The following is an 18,238-nucleotide window of genomic DNA, read 5'->3' as shown; positions in this document are numbered from 1 at the left end:
CGGCAGTTAACGGCAGTTAACGCCGTTCCGTGCCGGTCCGTGATCGTCCGACGTTGGTCCGTGGTAACTGTTTTTGACTCTAGTGGCGTCTCGGCGCGACCACTCTCCGGCCTATCGACTTTCTATCGAAAGCGGAAGGCGTACCCAGAACGTCGTCCCGTCCCCGAACACACTCTGCACGCCCACCTGCCCGCCGAGTTGCTGCGTCAACCGCCGCGTGATCGACAATCCCAATCCGGTTCCACCATACGAACGCGTGCGCGACTGATCGAGCTGGCGGAAATCTTCCCAAATCGTGTCGATCTCCTCGGGCTTGATCCCCACGCCCGTATCCGTCACCTCGAGCACCACCACGCCGTCGCCACAGTCCGCGGTGAGCGACACCGAGCCCTTGTTCGTGAATTTCACGGCGTTCGACAACAGGTTGAGCAGGATCTGCTTCACCTTCGTCTTGTCGGTGTGGATCTCGGGACACATCGGGTTCACGCGATGCGTGAACGTGAGCTTCTTCGTCGACACCATCGGCTCGACCTGCTGCGCCACTTCCCGAATGAGCTCGGGCAGCGTCACCGGCTCGACGTACACCGGCATCTTGCCGGCCTCGATCCGCGCCAGATCGAGAATGTCGTTGATCAGCGACAACAAGTGCGACGCCGCGGTGCGGCTGCGCGTGATGTAGTCGCGCTGGCCGGTCGTCAGATCGCCGCCGATGCCGTCGAGCAGCAGCGCCGAATACCCGATCACCGCGTTGAGCGGCGTGCGCAACTCGTGCGACATGTTCGCGAGGAAGTCGGACTTGAGCTTGTTCGCCTTCGCCAGCTCTTCCGATTGCCACATCAACCGCTCGTTCTGCTGCGCGAGATCCTTCGTCGCCGCGCGAACGCGTGCCTCGAGCTCACTATTCAGCTGCTTCAGCGCTTCGTACAAGCGCTCGTTCTCGGCCTGCTGCGTCAGATCGTGCAGCACCGACACGATGGCGATCGGTTCGCCGCGCTCGTTCCAGATCTTGCCCGACACGACTTCGACCGGCAGCTCGATCGCCGACGTCGGATGCGTGAGCGACATGCGCTCGCGGCGCATGCGTTCGTGCGTCAAGGCGAAGTCGGAGATGAACGACGTGAACTTCGTATCGTTCTGCCGAACCGCCTGCGATACGCGATAGCTCTGCTGAATTCCGCGCGGCCCGTGAAACAGCTGCTCGGCCTCGTCGTTCATCAGGATGATGTTCGTTGCGCTGTCGGTGACGAGAATCGGATCGGCGACGTTCTCGAGGATCAAATTCAGACGGTCGCGTTCGTCCGTCGCTTCGATCTCGGCCTGACGCACGCGCTGCACCTGGCGCTCGAGCTCGTGCGCGGCGCGGCGCAAGTCGGTGACGTCGCGCAGCACCGACAGCACGGCGTCCTCCGGACCCACGCGCTCGCCGAGTGGGTGGGCGAGCACCTCGAAGAGAAGATCGTGGCCTTCGTCGGGATCGACGAGATTGAGCTCGCGCGGGCCGCCCGTCGGCGTGCCGGCGATCGTCGCACGCGACAGAAAGGAGCTGAACAGCAGATTGTTCACTTCGACGGCGCGGCGCCGGCCCGGTGAATCTTCTTCGGTGACGAACAGCAGATGCTCGGCGCGCTTGTTCTGCACGACGATGTCGTTCGAGGCATCCGTGATCACCACGGGATCAGGAAGCGAGTCCACCATCTGCTGAAAGCGGCTGCGCTCCTGACTCACGCGATCGTAGCCGCGCTCGGCCTCGAGATGGGCGGCGACGCGGAAGAGCACCGGCCCCGCGAACATCACGACCGACGCGACTTCCTGCAGCATCGCCGCCGACAGCAGCGCGTCGACGATGACGACCCCGCCTGGTGCGCTGCTGAAACGGCGATCCTCGAGCGGCACCAGTCGCGCGCCGAGTGGGGCGAGCACTTGCTCGGCGTACGAGTCGGACCAGATCGCCGGCGCGCCGCGATAGTGCGGGCGCGGCATCGGCAAGGCGGTCCACGCGTCGAAGGGCACGCGAGCGCCGGCGCGCATCGGTCCTTCGCTCAGCACAGGCGACAGTGCGAGCGTGGCGACCATCCATGGATGACCGCGTTCTCCAATCGACAGCTCGGCGGGGGGCGGCTCGTCGAAGCCCACGGTCGCCGCAAGGGCGAGTTGCTCCTCGCCGGTATCGAACTGCAGCAGGCACGCACGGCGCGCGTTCGTCAGCGAAAGGATCGCGTTGAGCAGGAACGTGGCGGCCGCCGACAAATCCGGCGCTTCGGCCAACGCGGAAAGGAGCGCGAGATGACTGCGCTCTCCCGGCTGCGGAGCAAGGCCGCGGCTCGTCGATTCCAAGGTGGATGCCACCGTTTACCGGCTTAGTCGGCCTTCTCGAGCTTGAGCTTGATGTTCACGAAGTTGTACGGCGGCCACGGACCGGAGTACTTGAAGGACAGTACGTCTTCATACTTGCGGCTGGTTTCTTTCACACGCTCGTCGAAGCCCTGTTCCTGCGCGCGATCGACCAGGAACGCCGCGTTGAGGATCATGCGGTCGCCGATCGGTTTGTTCGAGCGGCTCGCCACCGCGACGGGCTTCAAGGCATCGTGAATGTCGGCGACGTATCGCGCGCTCATGTCCTCGAGCGCCGCGTCGATCAACCGGCCGAGCTGCATGCGCGCGAAGTAGGTGGACGTCGTCGTGTGCCGGCTGATCTCGTCCTTGAGGCGGCTAATCTCGTCGTTCGCGCGCTCGATCGTGGCGATGACCTTCTCGCGGTCCCACAACACCTTGAGGCCGAACTCGATCTTGTCCTGCATCTTTTCGAGCACGTCGCTGAACGCCTGATATGTCGAGCGTAGCAGCTCGGTCACGTCGTCTTCCGAGCGAAAGACGGTGCCGAACGACATCGGAATCACGGTATGCTCGCGCATCACGGTTTCGTTCACGAACTCGTGGGCAAGGACGTTTTCGCGCGTCGGATCATAGATCACGATCGGCGTGTCGCTGACGACGGCCGCCAGGTCCTGAAACGCGACGGTGAAGACGCGCTGGCCGCCGCCTATCCCGATTGCGCCGAAGTCGCGCGGGCGATCGCTTCGAACGATACAGTACACGTACTTACCACCGTCCAGAGCAGGAGAAGGACCTGCATCGGTCGCATGCGTCTCCAACATTGAGGACCTCGTGGGATGTTCGTCGGGCGGGAAGTCTTGGGAGTAAGATTCCCGGCGGACAGACAAAGCGCTAGGAGCCAGTGCATTCTTTATACCGACGAGGTCGCCGTAACTCATGGTCAATTCTGAACTTTTCCTAATGAACAGACGATTTTTGCGCTACTTGTTTACGGCGTTTTTGGCGATGTCCGCGCGGACCGTGACGGCCCAATCCGCCGACGCGGCTTCAATCCGGCATCAGGTGAGGACGTTCCGGTCGGAGCACGAGACGAACATCCTGAACGAGCTCGAGAGTTTTCTCGCCATACCGAATCTCGCGAGCGATACGGCGGGTATTCGGCGCAACGCCGCGCGGCTCGTTCAGATGATGGCCGCGCGACACATCGCGACGAAGCTGCTCGAGTCCCCGAGCGGCGGTCCGCCGGTGGTGTATGGCGAGTTGGAATCGCCCGGCGCGACGAAGACGGTCGTCTTCTACGCGCACTACGACGGGCAGCCGGTGGATACGACGCAGTGGGCGACGCCGCCGTGGCGGCCGGTGCTGCGTGACGGGCGGCTGTACGCCCGATCGGCAAGCGACGACAAGGCGCCCATCGAGGCGATGCTGACGGCGATCGATGGCTTAAGCGCCGCCAACATCAATCGGTCGGTGAATCTCAAGTTCTTCTTCGAGGGCGAGGAAGAGGCAGGCTCGCCGCATCTGCACGACAATCTCGTGCGCAACGCCGGCCTGGTCCGCGCGGACGCGTGGCTCTTCGGCGACGGTCCGATCCATCAATCGCGTCGCCAGGAAGTCGTGTTCGGCGTGCGCGGCGTGACGGGCGCCGAGCTCACGGTGTACGGTCCGTCGCACGGATTGCACAGCGGCCACTACGGCAATTGGGCGCCGAATCCGGTGACGCGGCTGGCCAATCTCATCGCGAGCATGCGCGACGACGATGGTAGAATACTCATTAAGACTTACTATAACGACGTGCGGCCGATCACGGCTGCCGAACGCCGGGCCATCGCGAACGTGCCCTCGATCGACTCGGCCATGCGCGTCGAGACGCAGCTGGCGGCGACCGAAGCGAACGACGCGCCGCTGGTCGAACGCATCATGCTGCCGGCGTTGAATCTTCGCGGCATTCGGGGCGGCGGCGTGGGCGCGACGGCGTCGAACACCATTCCCACCGAGGCAACGGCGTCGATCGACTTCCGGCTCGTACCCGCACAAACACCGGAGCACGTGCGCGCGTTGGTTGAAGCGCACTTGAAGTCGCGCGGGTACTTCATCGTGGACCACGTGCCGACCGCCGCCGAGCGTATGGCGCACGCGAAGATCGTGAAGGTGGCGTGGGAGGCAGGGTATCCCGCGACACGCGTGGCGATCGACTCGCCGCTCGCCAGGGCCGTGCTGCATGCCACGCAGGATGCGAGCGATGCGCCGGTCGTCGCGCTGCCGACGATGGGCGGGAGCTTACCGCTCTACGACTTCGAGCAAGTGCTGCACACACCGCTCATCGTGCTGCCCATCGTGAATCACGACAACAATCAGCACGCGGCGAACGAGAACCTGCGCTTACAGAATCTGTTCGACGGCATCGAAGTCTACGCCAGCGTGGTCGCGAGCCTGGGCACGTACTGGAAGTAGTCGAAACTTCAAAACTTCGGCCGCGTCCACACGGCGATGAGCCCGCACTCCTTGAGCGGGTTCATGTTCCGCGCGTATTTCGCCGGCGCCATCGATTCGCGCGGATACATCTCGACGCCGACCAACTCGTCGCGCCGCGTGTCCTTCACGATGTCGTCGAACGAGTCCGGCGTCGGCTTGCCGTTCAGGATCATCGTCGGCGAACAGGTGCCGACCGGCGCGCCGAATCGGTTCTCGGACGCGGGGCGATTCATGATGACCGACCATTCCGCATGTTGATACTCGACCTGCATTCCGGGCAGCTCGCGCACGAGCTCCGCAACAATGTCGGTCGTCGACAGGGTCTTCTCCGGCGACGCAAAGTATCCGGCGCCCGTGCGGCGGTTCTCCTCGAATGCATCCTGCCGACGCTGCAACTCGACGGCTGCGCGAACCGTCATGCCGTCGAGCCGAGTGACCCGATGCAGCGTGAAGTCCGCAATGTTCGTGCGGCCGGCGAGCAGTTGCACCTCGTCTTCGGTCGGCGCGAAGCCGACGGCGCGCACGTTCACAGCGCGCGAGCCCGGAACGAGACGGGTGAGCCGGAACGTTCCGTCTTCATCGGTCACCGTATCGCTCCTCGTGCCGAGCACGAGGATGCGCGCCGCGGCAACGGGCCGGCCATTCTCGTCGCGTACGCGGCCGGTGAGTCGCGTCGGCGTCGAATCCGCTGCCGCATCACGATGATCCGTGAGCACGTACAACGACAGATGCCGGAATGTAAATGGCGCGACCTCGACGGCGATCGCGCCGCTCGAGTCGGCGCCGCTCACCGCGCGGACGCGAACCTCGGTATGCATCGGTACGTCGCACACGATGAATGCGCCCGAGTCGTCGGTGCGCACGCTGTCGCCTTGCGTGCTCGCCTTGAACGAGCTCCTTGTCTCGTCCACGTTGGGCCACGTCGCGAACACCAGCACCTTCGCGAGCGGCATCTCATTCTCGGCATCGTGCACATGGCCGATGATGGCGGTGCGCGCATTCGGGTCGCCACACGCGCGACGGAGAATGGTGAGCGGGCCGGGCGTGCTCAGCGCGATCGTATGAATGCGATCGGTGATGGTGATCGTGACGTCCGACAGCTGTGCGCCGAGGGAGTCCAGGAGCGGATGATAGAAGCCGGCGACGTAGCGCCCGCTTGGCACGTTGGGGATGGCGAATCGCCCGATGGAATCGGTGGTCGCCGTGAAGCGCCGGTTGCCGAGTTTCGCGTCGGCCGCAACCAGTTGTACGTTCGCGCCCACGAGGGGCCGCTCGCTGATGCTGTCCCAGACGATGCCTTTGATCGCGGCGCGCTGAGGCGCCGGCGGTGCGTGCGGCGGTGGGTGCGGCGGCGCGCGAAACGCAAACGTCGCCGCGAGCAGCGCGAAGATCAGCACGCGCGCGGTCATCGCGAGCGCGTCCAGAACGCGACGACGCCGCAGTCGAGAAACGCCGGCAGATTGTAATCGGCTGGAACTTGCGAGCTGCGCGTGTACACCTCGATGCCGACGAGATCGTCGAAGTCGATCATGCGCACGATGTCGTCGTAGAACAGCTTGGTCGGCTTGCCGTTGAGGACGAGCTGTGGACTGCAGTTGCCCTTGAGCGTGTTGAGCTTGATCACCCATTCACCGCCGCGGCGTCCGTCCTTGTCGACGAACACGCTGGACAAGCCTTGCATCATGTGCGCGACGGGATCGACGTGAAGGACCGGGCCGGTGGTCGGGTCGAGAAACTGTCCCCCGCCGGTTCGGCGATGCGTCGCGAACGCGTCGGTGCGTCGCTGTGCTTCGGCCGCCGCGCGTGCAACGACCGGTGAGAGGACAGCGACGCGTTCGAGCGTGACGCTCACGGTGTCGGTTCGACCGGAGAGCAATTGCATCGGCAGCTCGGCTGGTGCGAATCCAACGCCGCGCACGACGAGCGAGCGAGATCCGATCGGCACGCGCTCGAGCGCGAACGCGCCGGCCGCATCCGTCACGGTGTCGTGCGTAGCCCCGAGAATCTGCACGCGCGCCGCCGCGATGGGATGTCCGCCCGCGTCATGCACGTGACCCGTCACGCGCGCGGTCGCCGCTCGGCCCACATACATCGAGACGTGGCGCACGCTTCCACTCGGTACTTCGACACCGATCGTTCCGCTCGAGTCGCTCTTGTTCAGCGCGCGCACGCGTACCGCGGTGTCCGCCGCGATGCCACAGATGACGAACGAACCCGATTCATCGGCCGGCCCACTTTGCAGGCGCGCCTGTGCGGGTTCCTTCGTGCGGCGGTCGACGGTGAGCCAACTCACGAGTGCGGACGCACCGGGCAGCGGCAGCTCGGTGTCGGCATCGTGGATCTGACCGAATACCGCGGCATTGGCCGTTGGATCGGATGGACACATCGCGCGCAGGAGTGCGTGGCCCGACGGCGTCGACAGAACGACGGTCTGCTCGGGTTGCGCGACGGTAACGGCGAACTCGCGCGGCTCCAGCCCAAGCGTATCGAGCGTTTGATGAAAGAAGCCGGCGTCGTAGTGGCCGAACGGCACGTCGGGCACCGTGAATTGTCCCGAGGAGTCGGCCGTCGCGGTGAACTGCTTTCCGTGCAGCGCCGTGTCGGCGGCGACGAGTTGGACCTTCGCGCCGGCAAGTGGTTTGTTCGAGATGCTGTCGAAGACGGCGCCGTGGAGTGTAGCGCGTTGGGCGGCGGCGGGAGCCAACGCCAGCATCGACGCCAGCAGCGAAACCGCGACCTGGGGTGGAGGACGCATGCGTTAGACAATGCGCAAAACGCGCCCGAATGCAAGAGGACGCGGCGCGTTCGCCTAGCGCTACTTGTCCTGCTGGTTCTTCACCTTGAGCGTGCCTCCCGACGTCGTGAGCGTGACGGCGCGCTTGCGCGGCACCACGCGCAGCTCGATGTCGCGCGTGGTGCCCGGCGCGAGGTCCAGGTCGACACGTTCGTTCTGGAACGCATGGAAGTCCGGGACTTCGGCGCCAGGAAGCACCGCGAGCGTCCAGCGGCCAGGGGTAATCGCGCCGAAGTTGATCGCGCCCTTGTCGTCGCTCGTCTGATACAACGTGTCGCGGGTGCCGAGCAGCGCGACCGTCACGTTCGAGAGCGTGCCGGTCTGGATGAGCGAATCACCCGAGGCAGCGCCGGTCGTCGCGAAATCGAGCAAGCTGATTTGCCCGCGCAAATGCGCGCCGCGAGCGACCGACACCGCGAATGACGCGGGACGATCCGACGCGCCGTTCACCGTGACGACGGCGTCGCCCGTCAACATCGTCTGCGCCGTGGTGCCCGCGCCGTCCAGCGAGATGCCGTGCGTGCCGGACGAAAGCCCGAACATCGACACTTCGCCCTTGTGATCGGTGATTCCAATCTGGTCGCCAACGTGAACGAGAACGCCCGAGAGCGGCGCGCCAGAGGCGTCGGTGACGCGGCCTTCGACACGACCCAGGCGACGCTGCCGGCCAACAGGAAGGCTGAGCGGCCGCTTGACTTCGAGATACATCGCGTTGTTCGCGCGAACACCCTGCGCGGCGGGATTCATCCAGTAGTGCGCGCGCAATCCGATCGTCGTCTCGGTCGGAAGGCGGTACTCGAGACGGGCGTCACCCTGGCCGAACCACACGGCCGCGGAGTCGGCGCTGAGGCTCCGGCGCATCGACGACACCGACGACGTCACGGTGAGTCGCAGCGCGCCCAGTGCGAACATGCCAACCGCGCCGCCGCTGTTCGTCGGGCGGCCGTCGGCGCCGAGGGTGCGGCCGTCGGAGTGCTCGCCGAAGAAAGACAGTGCACCGCCGTTCGCCAGCCGGAGATTGAGCGACCCGCCCCATCCGAGGTAGTTGCGCGATATCTGCATGGGGCCATCCGTCGCGCTGCCCGCGCTTCCATCCAGCGACAGCGACGCGGGACCGAGCGGCAGGGTCGTCGTCGCGCGAAGGCCGCGCTGCGCGCCGTTCACCGGCAGCGAGTCGGTGACGTCGCTGCGCGACGTCCAGGCATAGTCGACGCTCCCCCATGCGCCGTAGGTCGCGCCGACGGCGCCGGTGCCGAACTGATCGTGCGAGGCGCCGTCGTGCAACGCGCCGTACCCGTGAAACGATAAGTCGCGCGTGGCCGCGAGCGAGACCGACGCATCATTCTCGCCGGCCCCGCGCTGCGGGCCGGCGTAGGCCGCGTTCGCACGTTGATGTAGGAAATCATAGTTTAATTTTCCTAATGCGCCGACGAGGTGCGACCGCTCGGCGACGGCGGGATGCCCAGCGTTGTCGCTCGCTGCCGTCTCGACCGAGAGCGTGCCGACGTGCGGGACCGGCACGCCGCCGGCGAGCGAGAAGAGCCCCGTCGGCATGCCGTCGCCCGTGCGGCCGACGGCCGTCAGATCGAAGTGCATCGGCAGCTCGCGCGGTGTGCCGACGGTGAGCCCGGCTTCGGTGGGTGCATTCGTCGCCCAGCGCGACCGCTCCACGTAGGCGCCCGTGTGAAGGAACGCGTGCGCCGCATCGACTTCGGCGCCGAAGCCCAGCGACCCCGCGGACGTCAGGTCGGAGTAGCCGTACAGTGCGTCGCCCACGTGTGCCGACAGATTCTCGCGCTCGAGCGAGAGACGGTATTCGTCACGGTCGTTGAACACCGACTGGCCTTTCGCCGGAACGTACGCGGCATAGTCGATCATCGTCTTGGTTCCGGGGAGCAACCCTTTGCCGGCAATCGTCGCCGGCGAGACACCGCTGCCCGTCGGTGCCGCGCGAATCGACAACGTCGACGGAATGGTCGCCAGGTTGTCGCTCATGCCGCCGCTCTTCGGGACCATCGTCGTACGCGACGTCGCCGCGACGCGCACGCGCGAATCATGTTGATCTTCAGCGACCAGCTCGAGCAGATCGTCCTGCGCCTTACCCCGAACCGTGGAGGCGTTCATGCGCACGTTCACCACGCTGCGTTCGCCCGGCGCGAGCGAGACCACCGGAACGCTGACCGTCGCGCGTACGCCGCGGCTCGAGTTGGCCGACAGCGCAACGTTCGTCGTGACATTGCCGCGGTTGCGCACCTGAAAGCGTGCCTCGTACGCGGCGCCCGAGAGAATCCATCCTGGCGCATCGAGCGCGATGAGCTCGATGGCGCGCACTTCGTCGACGCGAACGATCACTGAATCAGAGACCGTCTTGCCATTCGACGAAACCGTCGCGCACACGACGTACGTGCCCGCGACGGTCGTGCGCGGCGCTTGCACGCCGGCGAGCCAGAGATCGGTGCCGCTCGCCGAGAGATGCACCGTCGCCGGGCGCATCAACGGCTCCCAGCCGCGCGGCAGCACGAGCTCGGGCGTTACGGTAACGCTGTCGTTCGACGCGTTGTGCAGGCGGAACACCGCCGTCGCCGCCGAGCTGGAGTCGATCACGATGGTGTCGCGGCGGGGCGCAACGATCGAGAGCGAAGACGCTGCCGGCGCCTGCGCGAAGGCGGGGATGGCCGCGAAGGCCATCCCCGTCATCGTCACGAACACCGGCAACAGTTTCATTGAATTAGTACTTCTTAATACTTGACGTCGTACTGCGCGGCGATCACGGCTTCGTCACCCGTATCCGCGAACAGCATCGCCTTGTACGTGCCCGGCGTCAGCTTGCCGAGCACGAAGTGCTGGCGAATCGACGAACCGGGATACAACAATCCGCGCGTCTGCTTCGCCTTCGCCTGCAACACGCCGTTCGCGTCGTAGATCTCGACCCAGAGCGTGGGACGATACCCCCGATCGCCGTTGTCGAGCACGTCGACGTCGAACGTCGCCGTCCCGTCGGTCGTCTTCACGACGCCGGGATCCACGAACTTCACGGCGCGCGTGCCGCTCATCTGAATGTGCGTGGCGACCTGAATCGCGTAGCGCATCACGGACCCCAGCTCCACGGTCGGCTTCGCGCCGCTCTTGCCGGGCTGCGCGGTCTGGCCTTCGACCATGATCGCGCTCCAGTACGTGCCCTTGAGCGAATCCGTCTTCGGCACCACCACGGTGTACGGCACCGCCACTCGGCCATTCGCCGGTACGACGATCTGCGTCGTCTGCGGCGTCACCCAACCGGCGTTCGAGCGCAGGGTCGTGCCTGGATCGTTGAACTGCCCGGTGCCGTCGGCCGCGAACTGATAATCCGTCTGATAGATCCGCGCGGTCTGCGGCTCGGTCGACGGATTCACGATGATGATCGTGCTCGTATAGCGTTCGCCGGGCGCGGCGATGCGCTCCTCGACGGTGTTGCTCAGCACGACGATCTGCGCGCGAACCGACACGGGCAGTACGGCGACCGAAGCGAAGGCCAAGACGCGAAACAACGAACGACGCATTTTATGGAATCCTCAAGGCGCGCTGACGATCGTCAGCGTGACCGTGCGAGACTGTTTGGGAACGACGCCGGCGGCGGGTGTCGCCGACAACGTGTACGTGATAGTGCCACTGGAGCCGAGCGAGAAGTCGATGCCGGTCAGCACGTCGCGAGGCGTCGCGTCGAGCACGACGTTCGGAATGCGCACCGCGTTCGACGGCGCGTCGAACGTGACGGCGAGGGTCACCCCGGCCGGCATCGGCGCATTGAGCTGCGCCACGATCTTTCTGGAATTGGTGCCGCCGATGTTCGCGAACGTATACGTGGTGCTGCTCTCGACCACCGGCAACGCCATGGAACCGGCGGCGGCGCCCTGCACCTGCATCGTGGCGGGGGAACCCGACACGCGAAGCGTCGCGAACTGCGCGCCCGCGTGCCGGCCCACCAGAAACAGCAGAGACAGCGGAAACAGCAATGCCACCAAACCGCTACGCACCCTACGCACGGGTCACGCGCCGCCGGTGATCGTGTACGTCACGACGCGCGACGCCGAGGTCACGACGCCGGCCGCGGCCGTCGCATCGAGCGAGTACGTCAACGCCAGACCGGCCGCGTTGAGCTTCGAGATGCCGGTGACGACGTCGACCGCCGTCGTGCTGAGCGGCTTCGCGCCCGAGCTGGTCGCGCCGGACGGCGCGGCGAGTGTCGCGGAAAGCGTCAGGCCCGTCGGCATGGCCGTGGTGATGCTCGCCATCACCTTGGCGTTCGACTGGTTGGTCGTGACCGACCACGTGGCGCCGGAGGACGTCACGGTCGTCGGCGCGCTGCCGGCCGTCGCGGTCGTGATGCCGAGCGACGGGCTGCCGCTCACGGCGATCTGGTTGATGGCATCGACCTGAAACGTCACGGTCTGGGTCGCCGACTGCGCGAAGGACGTGGCGGCGCTGGTGACGCCGAGCACGGCGGCCGCGGCGATGATTCGGGTTACTTTCATGGATTCCTCGTGAGTGATCGCGTCGTTTGCGACGCGTCGGCTGGGCGCCATCGCCCAGCCCGTGGCGTGCCGAACCATTGTGGTCCGTCACGCAAGTAAGATTGACCGATGCGGATTACAGGACATTTCGTCCGGAATTACATTCTCGTAATGATTCGGGTGGCTGCCTGATGCGTGCCCTGGTCGTCGACGACGACCCGACGATGGCCGACATCGTCTCCACGCTTTTAAAGGAAGAGGGGTTCGTCGTGGACGTGATGGACACGGCCGAGGCGGGGCGCGTGCAGGCGCTCGTCACCGACTACGACCTCATCATCCTCGATTTCAATCTTCCCGACGGCAACGGCATCTCGGTGATCCAATCGCTGCGACGCGAGCAGCGCGACACGCCGATCCTCATGCTCACGGGGTCGGCAAGCCCGGGGACAACGGTGCTCGCGCTCGACGCCGGAGCCGACGACTATCTCACGAAGCCCATCAAGTTCGACGAATTCTCGGCACGCGTGCGCGCGCTCGTTCGCCGCGGCGGCGCCAAGCGCACCGAGCACCTGTCCGTCGGCAACGTCGTGCTCAACCGACTGAGCCGAGCCGCGCTCGTTGCGGGGAAGCCGTTGCATCTCACGCCGCGCGAGCTCTCGCTCCTCGAGCATTTCATGATGCACGCGGGCGAAGTCGTGTCGCGCACGGAACTGCTCGACAAGGTGTTGGAGCGGAGCTTCGACCCGGGCACGAACGTGGTGGACGTGAACGTCACGCGCCTGCGCGGAAAGCTTCGGGACGCGTCGGCGACGGTGTCGATCGATGCGCGGCGGGGGGTGGGGTTCGTGTTTGGGGCGAAGTCTTTGTGATCCTGACCGTGAGCGGAGTAACGCTCTACGTGAATGAACAAAAGCGCGCGACAGCATTTGCCGCGGATTGACGCGGGCACGGCACGGGCACCGCACGGACGCGAAAGCGAGTAGGGCATCCGGGTCTCCACGCCCAACGAGCCGGGAATCTCTTACTGAGAACGACGTCGGGAAGCTACGTGAAGGGACACGAGGTTGTTCCTAACGAAAGTCTCGGCTCGTTGGGCGTTTGAGTCTGGAGAGTGTACAACACTCTCGCGTCCGTGCCGTGCCCGTGCCGTGCCCGCGTACGTCCGCGGCAAATGCTGTTGCGTGGTTCACGCCGTCTGCGGCATCGGCACTTCCGCGTCCGCTCAGGATGACAACTGAGCGGGGTTACGCTCCTCGAACGGGTTCGACCCCAAGCCCCGGCCGATCCGGAATCACAATCCGCCCGCCCGCGATCTTTGCGCCATCATACGGATCATCCGACAACAACGCCGCCCCGTCAAAATCCGCGTAGTCGAGCAGCGGCGCGAAGTGCGCCGCGGCCGTGATGCCAAGGCTCGTCTCGATCATGCAGCCCGCCATCACCAGCATGCCGTGCGCGCGCGCGGTCGCGATCATCTTGAGCGCCTCGCGCAACCCGCCGCATTTCGACAGCTTGATGTTGATGCCGTCCGCCACGCCGGCGAGCTTCGGAATGTCCGCCGCGACGACGCACGATTCATCGGCGATCACCGGCAACTTCGACCGCTCGCGCACGAAGCGAATTCCGTCGAGATCGTGCGGCGGCAACGGCTGCTCGAGGTACTCCACGCCGCACTCGACCAGCACGTCGACCATGCGCAGCGCCTGCTTCGCGGTCCACGCCGCGTTCGCATCGACGCGCAGGATCTTGTCCGGCGCCGCGTCACGAACCTGGCGAATGATTCGTTCGTCGTGGTCGGTACCGAGCTTTACCTTGAGCACGGGATAGGCGCTCGCCTCATGCACGCGCTGCCGCAGCTCGTCGTCATTCGCGGCGATCGCGATCGTGAAGCTCGAGAGCGGCGCTTTCGCGGGATCGAGACCCCAGAGCCGGTACACCGGAACGCCGAGGCGCTTCCCCGCCAGATCGTGTAACGCCGCGCTGATCGCCGACTTCACCGATCCGTTGAACCGCAGCGCGCGATTCATCTCCGCTTCAACGTCCTCGAGCATCCACGGATTCGCCGCTTCGACGATCGGCTTGAGGCGGTCGAGCGCGGCAAGCGCCGTGTCGGCCGTCTCGCCGTAGAACCGATTCGGCGCCGCTTCGCCCCATCCTTCCATGCCGTCGTCGTCGATCACGCGCACGCGCATGAGCCGGTGCTCGCTCGCGCTGCCGCGGGCGATCGTGAACGGATGCTTCGTGTGAACGATGGAGACGTCGTGCAGAAGCTTCATGAGAGAACCTGTATCACTGGGTGCCCGCGCGTCTCGCCAGCGTCGCGTTGCGATAGGCGCCCTGCCCGTCCGCCGCCGTGCGCAGAAACGCGATCAGGGCATCGGCAAGATCGTATCCTCGCGCGTAACGAGCCGTTGGCTGCTTGGCGAGACAACGCACCACGATCTCGGAAAGCGCCGCCGGAATGCGAGCGTTGACGTCGACAGGCGCCGGCGCGGCCTCATGGACCTGCTTATAACTCACTGAAAACGCGTCGGCGCCGTCGAACGGCGGGAACCCGAGCAGCGCTTCGTAGAGCACGATGCCGATCGCGTAGATGTCGCTGCGCCCGTCCACGAGCTTGCCCATGGCCTGCTCCGGCGACATGTAATGCGGCGTGCCCATCGCTCGGCCGCTCGCCGTGAGCCGGCCGTGAAACCGCGCCGTCGCGATGCCAAAATCCGTGATGCACGCGTTGCCGTCCTCGTCGAACAACACGTTGTCCGGTTTCACGTCGCGATGGACGACGCCGCGGCGATGCGCGTAGTCGAGGGCGCAGGCGACCTGCGCGGCCACCGACGCCGCGCGCGCCGGATCGACGAAGCGAGTCTTCTGAATCGCGTCGGCCAGCGAGCCGCCCTCGAGATACGGCATGACGATGAACACCACATCTTCCGTCGCGCCGTAATCGAGAATTCCGCAGATGTGCGGATGCACCAGCTTCGCCGCGGCCTCGGCTTCTCTCCGAAAACGCTCCGCCACTTCTTCGTCGCGCGCCAGGTGCGGGTGCAACACCTTGATCACGACGCGCCGCGAGAGCTGCACCTGTTCGGCGACGTACACGTCGGCCATGCCCCCGCCGCCCAACCGCTTGACGACGCGATAGCGATTTCCCGCCGCGCGGCGCAACCGCGTCAGCTCTTCATCGGGCCGCTCGAACGGCGTGCGATCGAGATCGGGCAGCGCGTCGCCGCACCGCGTGCAGGCGGCCGACGACGCGCGATTCCATGTCCCACATTGAGGGCAGAACATGCGCTACACTCTCAACCGCCGAACTGCATTCGCACGAAGTCGTACGGCGCCCACGGCCCGGTGACGTCGAAGTGCAGGAGATGATGCGCGTCCTGCTGCTCTTCCACCGCCTTCCCGAAATCCTTCCACAAGTCGCGCTCGACGAGAAACGCGGCGCTCAGCACCAGGCCGGTCACTTCCTCGAGGCGCAGCGGCACCGCGGCGACGGCTCTTCGCCGCAGCGCGCGAAATGATTCGGCCGCGGCGGCGGCGAGGTCGGACCCCGCCTCCAGCTCGCCGCCCTTTCCGTCGGCGCGAACCACGTGCACGCGCGCGACCTCGCGATCCTCGACGAATTGCAGCGCATCGTTGAGCGACACGTAGTGCAGCTCCATCCAGCGCTTGAGCACGTCCGCCGAACGAAAGACCGCACCGACGGGCGCCGGCAGTACCGCCGAGCGATGAAAGGCGGCATCGACGATGGCGCGATGCCGCTCGACCTCGGCGTCGCCGGCGTCGTCGAGCGCGAACACGCGCTGCTCGGTCACCACCGCGCTCAGATCGCGGAAGGGCACGATCATCGTCTCACTGTGCGATCCAGTGCCGTCGGTCGCCGGCGCCGTTACGGCGTTGTGCGGCGCGTCAGCCAGCGTGATCGCGTGCAGGCGAAGTGCCATTCAGAGCAGCTTCCAGAAGCGAAGGATGAGAAGGAGCAGGAGTCCCAGGCCAAACTGAATTGCGAACATCCACCAGAACGCGTGCGCATGATGCTGCAACGGGATGTACTCCACGTTCATGCCCCACATCCCGCTGATCACGACGAACGGAATGCTCATCGTCGCAATCACCGACAGGCCCTTCGTGATGGTGCCCAGCCGGTTCGAGACCTGCGTAAGATAGCTGTCGAGCACACTGCTCAGCAGATCGCGATACGAATCCAGTGAGTCGTTGATTCGGAGCACATGATCGTACACGTCGCGAAAGTATGTCTGTGATTCAGGCGACAACAGCGCGCTCGGCCGGTTGGTGAGAATGCTGAACACCTCGCGCTCGGGCGCCACATGCCGGCGCAGCGCCAGCACGAGCCTCTTGACCGCGAAGATCTCCTTGAGCGCCGAGCGGTCGAAGTCGACGATTACCCGCTGCTCCAGGTTATCCACGAATTCGTCCAGCTTGTCGAGCAACGGAAAGTAGGCGTCGACCGACGCATCCATGATCGCGTGGACCAGGCGGTCGCTGCCGCGCTCCAGCAGCTCCGGTTTCTTCTCGACCCGGCTCGCCACGTCGTCCACCGGCTGCGACGGACCATCGTGCACCGTCACGGCCCAGTTGGCGCCGAGAAAGAACGACAGGTCGTACGTCTCGAGATCGTACGGATCCGGCGTGCCTTCATGAAAGCGCACGCCGACGACGATCATGAACAGGAACTCCGGATATTCCTCGAGCTTGGGCCGGCTGTTGCGCGCGGTCGCGTCTTCGATCGCCAGCGGATGCAGATTCTGAATCTTGGCAAGGAAGTCCGCCTGCGCCGGCACCGACAGATCGACGTCCACCCACAAATGGCCGCGGCGCTCGGCGATGATGCGATTGACCTCGTCCAACGTGAGGTCGCGGCGGGCATCCTTCGAGTTCGGCTCGAAAAAAACGATGCGAGGTGCGGCGGGCGTATCGGTCATATGAAGTTGTAAGGGTAGTCGTATGGCAACTAACCGGCCTGCCCTTGCGGTCTCCCGTGCCATTTTGTATACAGTTGACCATGCGACTCGCAATCGCGCTCTTGGCCCTGGCGGCACCACTGGCCGCCCAACACGCTGACAGCCTGTCGCTGCGCGTGCGCGTGACTGACAGTGCCAGCCATCCCATCCCGGCCGCCGAGCTCTCGGTGGTCGTCGGCCTCAACGACGTCCAAGCGACCGGCACCACCGGAAGCGACGGCGTTCGCATTCTTCGATTCGCGCATCCACATGCGCCAATCGAGATCATCGCCCGCAAGATCGGCTTCACGCGCACCAGTGCGTTCGTCACGCCGCGCGTCGACTCGGCGTCCGTGACGTTGGTGCTGCATCGTCCGGTGCAGGCGCTGCCGGCGGTCACCGTCAACGCGATCGAAGACATCAAACGTCGCGCCTATCACGTGGACGCAGACGAGATCGCGAACAGCTCGCGCCCGATCTTCGACGGTATGGACGTGCTGCTCAAGCTCAAGCCGGACATCGTGTACGGGCGCATTCAAGGCTGCGGCGTGGAAGAGGTGTGGGTGAACGGCAAACGCATCTACAACGTCCCGTATTCTTCCATGGTCGAAGCGCGCCAGCCGAAGCCGCCCGATCCGAGCATGCGCACGCAGGGTCGGCCGTTGCCGGCGTCACCGCTGTCGCGCGCGTCGCTCACGGAAGTGTGGACGATCATGTCGATGATCAAGCCCGAGCACATCGCCGAGATGAACTACGCGGACTGCTTCGACAACACGGTCGACAAGCTGCACGCGCAGGACGCGTTGTTCGTCGTGCTCAAGGACGGGATCGGCTTCGACACGCGCCGCGGCTCGTACGTCGTCGACGATTCGGCGAGGAAGCCGTCGGCTCGCGCGATCACCAATGTCGCCGCCGTCAGCCCGGTGGTGTATCGCAATCGGCTGCTCGGCATCTTCGACGCGCGCACGGGCGATCCCGTCCCCGACGCGATCGTCACCGATGTCATCAGCGGCACCTCGGCGCGCTCGACGCCGACCGGAACGGTGACACTCCTTTTTCTTCCCGAAGGCACGACGACGATCCGCGTAACGAAGCCCGGCTACGCCGAGGCGAAGCTCGATGTGAAGATCTCGCCGGCGGACACCATTCCGATCACGCTGGTGCTCGAGAAGGTGCACTGACGG

Annotated in this window: 15 protein-coding genes; 3 read left to right on the top strand and 12 right to left on the bottom strand. The window is 65.4% G+C overall.

Going from position 1 to position 18,238, the window contains the following annotated elements; genetic code table 11:
* Positions 1-111 precede the first annotated feature (111 nt).
* Together VN706_11745 and VN706_11740 are read right to left on the bottom strand one after the other, a co-directional pair.
* Positions 112-2,346 (bottom strand): ATP-binding protein, encoded by a 2,235-nt coding sequence (locus tag VN706_11745; protein ID HXT16297.1) that lies wholly within the window; start codon positions 2,344-2,346, stop codon positions 112-114.
* 11 nt (positions 2,347-2,357) lie between these two features.
* Positions 2,358-3,095, bottom strand: a complete 738-nt coding sequence (locus tag VN706_11740) for a GvpL/GvpF family gas vesicle protein (GenBank protein ID HXT16296.1) — start codon at positions 3,093-3,095, stop codon at positions 2,358-2,360.
* A 199-nt stretch (positions 3,096-3,294) separates the two neighbouring features.
* On the opposite strand from VN706_11740, the gene VN706_11735 reads away from it, so the two are divergent.
* Positions 3,295-4,788, top strand: coding sequence for a M20/M25/M40 family metallo-hydrolase (locus tag VN706_11735; GenBank protein HXT16295.1), 1,494 nt, complete (start codon positions 3,295-3,297; stop codon positions 4,786-4,788).
* 8 nt (positions 4,789-4,796) lie between these two features.
* On the opposite strand, the gene VN706_11730 is transcribed toward VN706_11735, so the two are convergent.
* Genes VN706_11730 through VN706_11705 form a run of 6 tightly spaced genes read right to left on the bottom strand, consistent with a single transcriptional unit; the run spans position 4,797 to position 12,114 of the window.
* Positions 4,797-6,218 carry a carboxypeptidase-like regulatory domain-containing protein gene (locus VN706_11730; protein ID HXT16294.1) on the bottom strand — a complete coding sequence of 474 codons (1,422 nt, stop codon included), beginning with the start codon at positions 6,216-6,218 and terminating at the stop codon, positions 4,797-4,799.
* Positions 6,215-7,564, bottom strand: a complete 1,350-nt coding sequence (locus tag VN706_11725; GenBank protein HXT16293.1) for a carboxypeptidase-like regulatory domain-containing protein — start codon at positions 7,562-7,564, stop codon at positions 6,215-6,217. Before VN706_11725 ends, VN706_11730 begins: the two co-directional genes overlap by 4 nt.
* Positions 7,565-7,624: 60 nt before the next feature.
* Positions 7,625-10,327, bottom strand: coding sequence for a carboxypeptidase-like regulatory domain-containing protein (locus VN706_11720; protein ID HXT16292.1), 2,703 nt, complete (start codon positions 10,325-10,327; stop codon positions 7,625-7,627).
* Positions 10,328-10,341: 14 nt separating this feature from the next.
* Positions 10,342-11,142, bottom strand: coding sequence for a hypothetical protein (locus VN706_11715; protein ID HXT16291.1), 801 nt, complete (start codon positions 11,140-11,142; stop codon positions 10,342-10,344).
* A 12-nt stretch (positions 11,143-11,154) separates the two neighbouring features.
* Complete coding sequence (locus VN706_11710; protein HXT16290.1) at positions 11,155-11,625, bottom strand: hypothetical protein; 471 nt, start codon at positions 11,623-11,625, stop codon at positions 11,155-11,157.
* Positions 11,626-11,628: 3 nt separating this feature from the next.
* Positions 11,629-12,114 carry a hypothetical protein gene (locus VN706_11705; GenBank protein HXT16289.1) on the bottom strand — a complete coding sequence of 162 codons (486 nt, stop codon included), beginning with the start codon at positions 12,112-12,114 and terminating at the stop codon, positions 11,629-11,631.
* 170 nt (positions 12,115-12,284) lie between these two features.
* Between VN706_11705 and VN706_11700 the strand changes: the two genes are divergently transcribed.
* Positions 12,285-12,962: a response regulator transcription factor gene (locus VN706_11700; protein ID HXT16288.1), complete on the top strand. Its 678-nt coding sequence runs from the start codon at positions 12,285-12,287 to the stop codon at positions 12,960-12,962.
* 375 nt (positions 12,963-13,337) lie between these two features.
* On the opposite strand, the gene VN706_11695 is transcribed toward VN706_11700, so the two are convergent.
* The 4 genes from VN706_11695 to VN706_11680 are packed head-to-tail and all read right to left on the bottom strand — an operon-like array spanning position 13,338 to position 17,036.
* On the bottom strand, positions 13,338-14,369 hold the full coding sequence (locus tag VN706_11695; protein HXT16287.1) for a dipeptide epimerase: 1,032 nt from the start codon (positions 14,367-14,369) through the stop codon (positions 13,338-13,340).
* Positions 14,370-14,382: 13 nt separating this feature from the next.
* Positions 14,383-15,381, bottom strand: coding sequence for a serine/threonine-protein kinase (locus VN706_11690; protein HXT16286.1), 999 nt, complete (start codon positions 15,379-15,381; stop codon positions 14,383-14,385).
* Positions 15,382-15,392: 11 nt separating this feature from the next.
* Positions 15,393-16,037 (bottom strand): GvpL/GvpF family gas vesicle protein, encoded by a 645-nt coding sequence (locus tag VN706_11685; protein ID HXT16285.1) that lies wholly within the window; start codon positions 16,035-16,037, stop codon positions 15,393-15,395.
* Positions 16,038-17,036: a magnesium transporter CorA family protein gene (locus tag VN706_11680; protein HXT16284.1), complete on the bottom strand. Its 999-nt coding sequence runs from the start codon at positions 17,034-17,036 to the stop codon at positions 16,038-16,040. It lies immediately after the preceding gene.
* 80 nt (positions 17,037-17,116) lie between these two features.
* On the opposite strand from VN706_11680, the gene VN706_11675 reads away from it, so the two are divergent.
* Positions 17,117-18,235 carry a carboxypeptidase-like regulatory domain-containing protein gene (locus tag VN706_11675; protein ID HXT16283.1) on the top strand — a complete coding sequence of 373 codons (1,119 nt, stop codon included), beginning with the start codon at positions 17,117-17,119 and terminating at the stop codon, positions 18,233-18,235.
* The last annotated feature ends 3 nt before the right edge of the window (positions 18,236-18,238 follow it).

It is taken from the genome of Gemmatimonadaceae bacterium (genome assembly GCA_035606695.1).
In the GTDB taxonomy this organism is placed as follows: Bacteria; Gemmatimonadota; Gemmatimonadetes; order Gemmatimonadales; family Gemmatimonadaceae; genus JAQBQB01.
This window is presented reverse-complemented; position numbering and strand designations above follow the sequence as displayed.

Bases quoted from the DNA above. Each gene is read 5' to 3' on its own strand.
- VN706_11735 (HXT16295.1), top strand. From the start codon at position 3,295: ATGAACAGACGATTTTTGCGCTACTTGTTTACGGCGTTTTTGGCGATG.
- VN706_11730 (HXT16294.1), bottom strand. From the start codon at position 6,218: ATGACCGCGCGCGTGCTGATCTTCGCGCTGCTCGCGGCGACGTTTGCG.
- VN706_11725 (HXT16293.1), bottom strand. From the start codon at position 7,564: ATGCGTCCTCCACCCCAGGTCGCGGTTTCGCTGCTGGCGTCGATGCTG.
- VN706_11720 (HXT16292.1), bottom strand. From the start codon at position 10,327: ATGAAACTGTTGCCGGTGTTCGTGACGATGACGGGGATGGCCTTCGCG.
- VN706_11715 (HXT16291.1), bottom strand. From the start codon at position 11,142: ATGCGTCGTTCGTTGTTTCGCGTCTTGGCCTTCGCTTCGGTCGCCGTA.
- VN706_11705 (HXT16289.1), bottom strand. From the start codon at position 12,114: ATGAAAGTAACCCGAATCATCGCCGCGGCCGCCGTGCTCGGCGTCACC.
- VN706_11700 (HXT16288.1), top strand. From the start codon at position 12,285: ATGCGTGCCCTGGTCGTCGACGACGACCCGACGATGGCCGACATCGTC.
- VN706_11695 (HXT16287.1), bottom strand. From the start codon at position 14,369: ATGAAGCTTCTGCACGACGTCTCCATCGTTCACACGAAGCATCCGTTC.
- VN706_11690 (HXT16286.1), bottom strand. From the start codon at position 15,381: ATGTTCTGCCCTCAATGTGGGACATGGAATCGCGCGTCGTCGGCCGCC.
- VN706_11685 (HXT16285.1), bottom strand. From the start codon at position 16,037: ATGGCACTTCGCCTGCACGCGATCACGCTGGCTGACGCGCCGCACAAC.
- VN706_11680 (HXT16284.1), bottom strand. From the start codon at position 17,036: ATGACCGATACGCCCGCCGCACCTCGCATCGTTTTTTTCGAGCCGAAC.
- VN706_11675 (HXT16283.1), top strand. From the start codon at position 17,117: ATGCGACTCGCAATCGCGCTCTTGGCCCTGGCGGCACCACTGGCCGCC.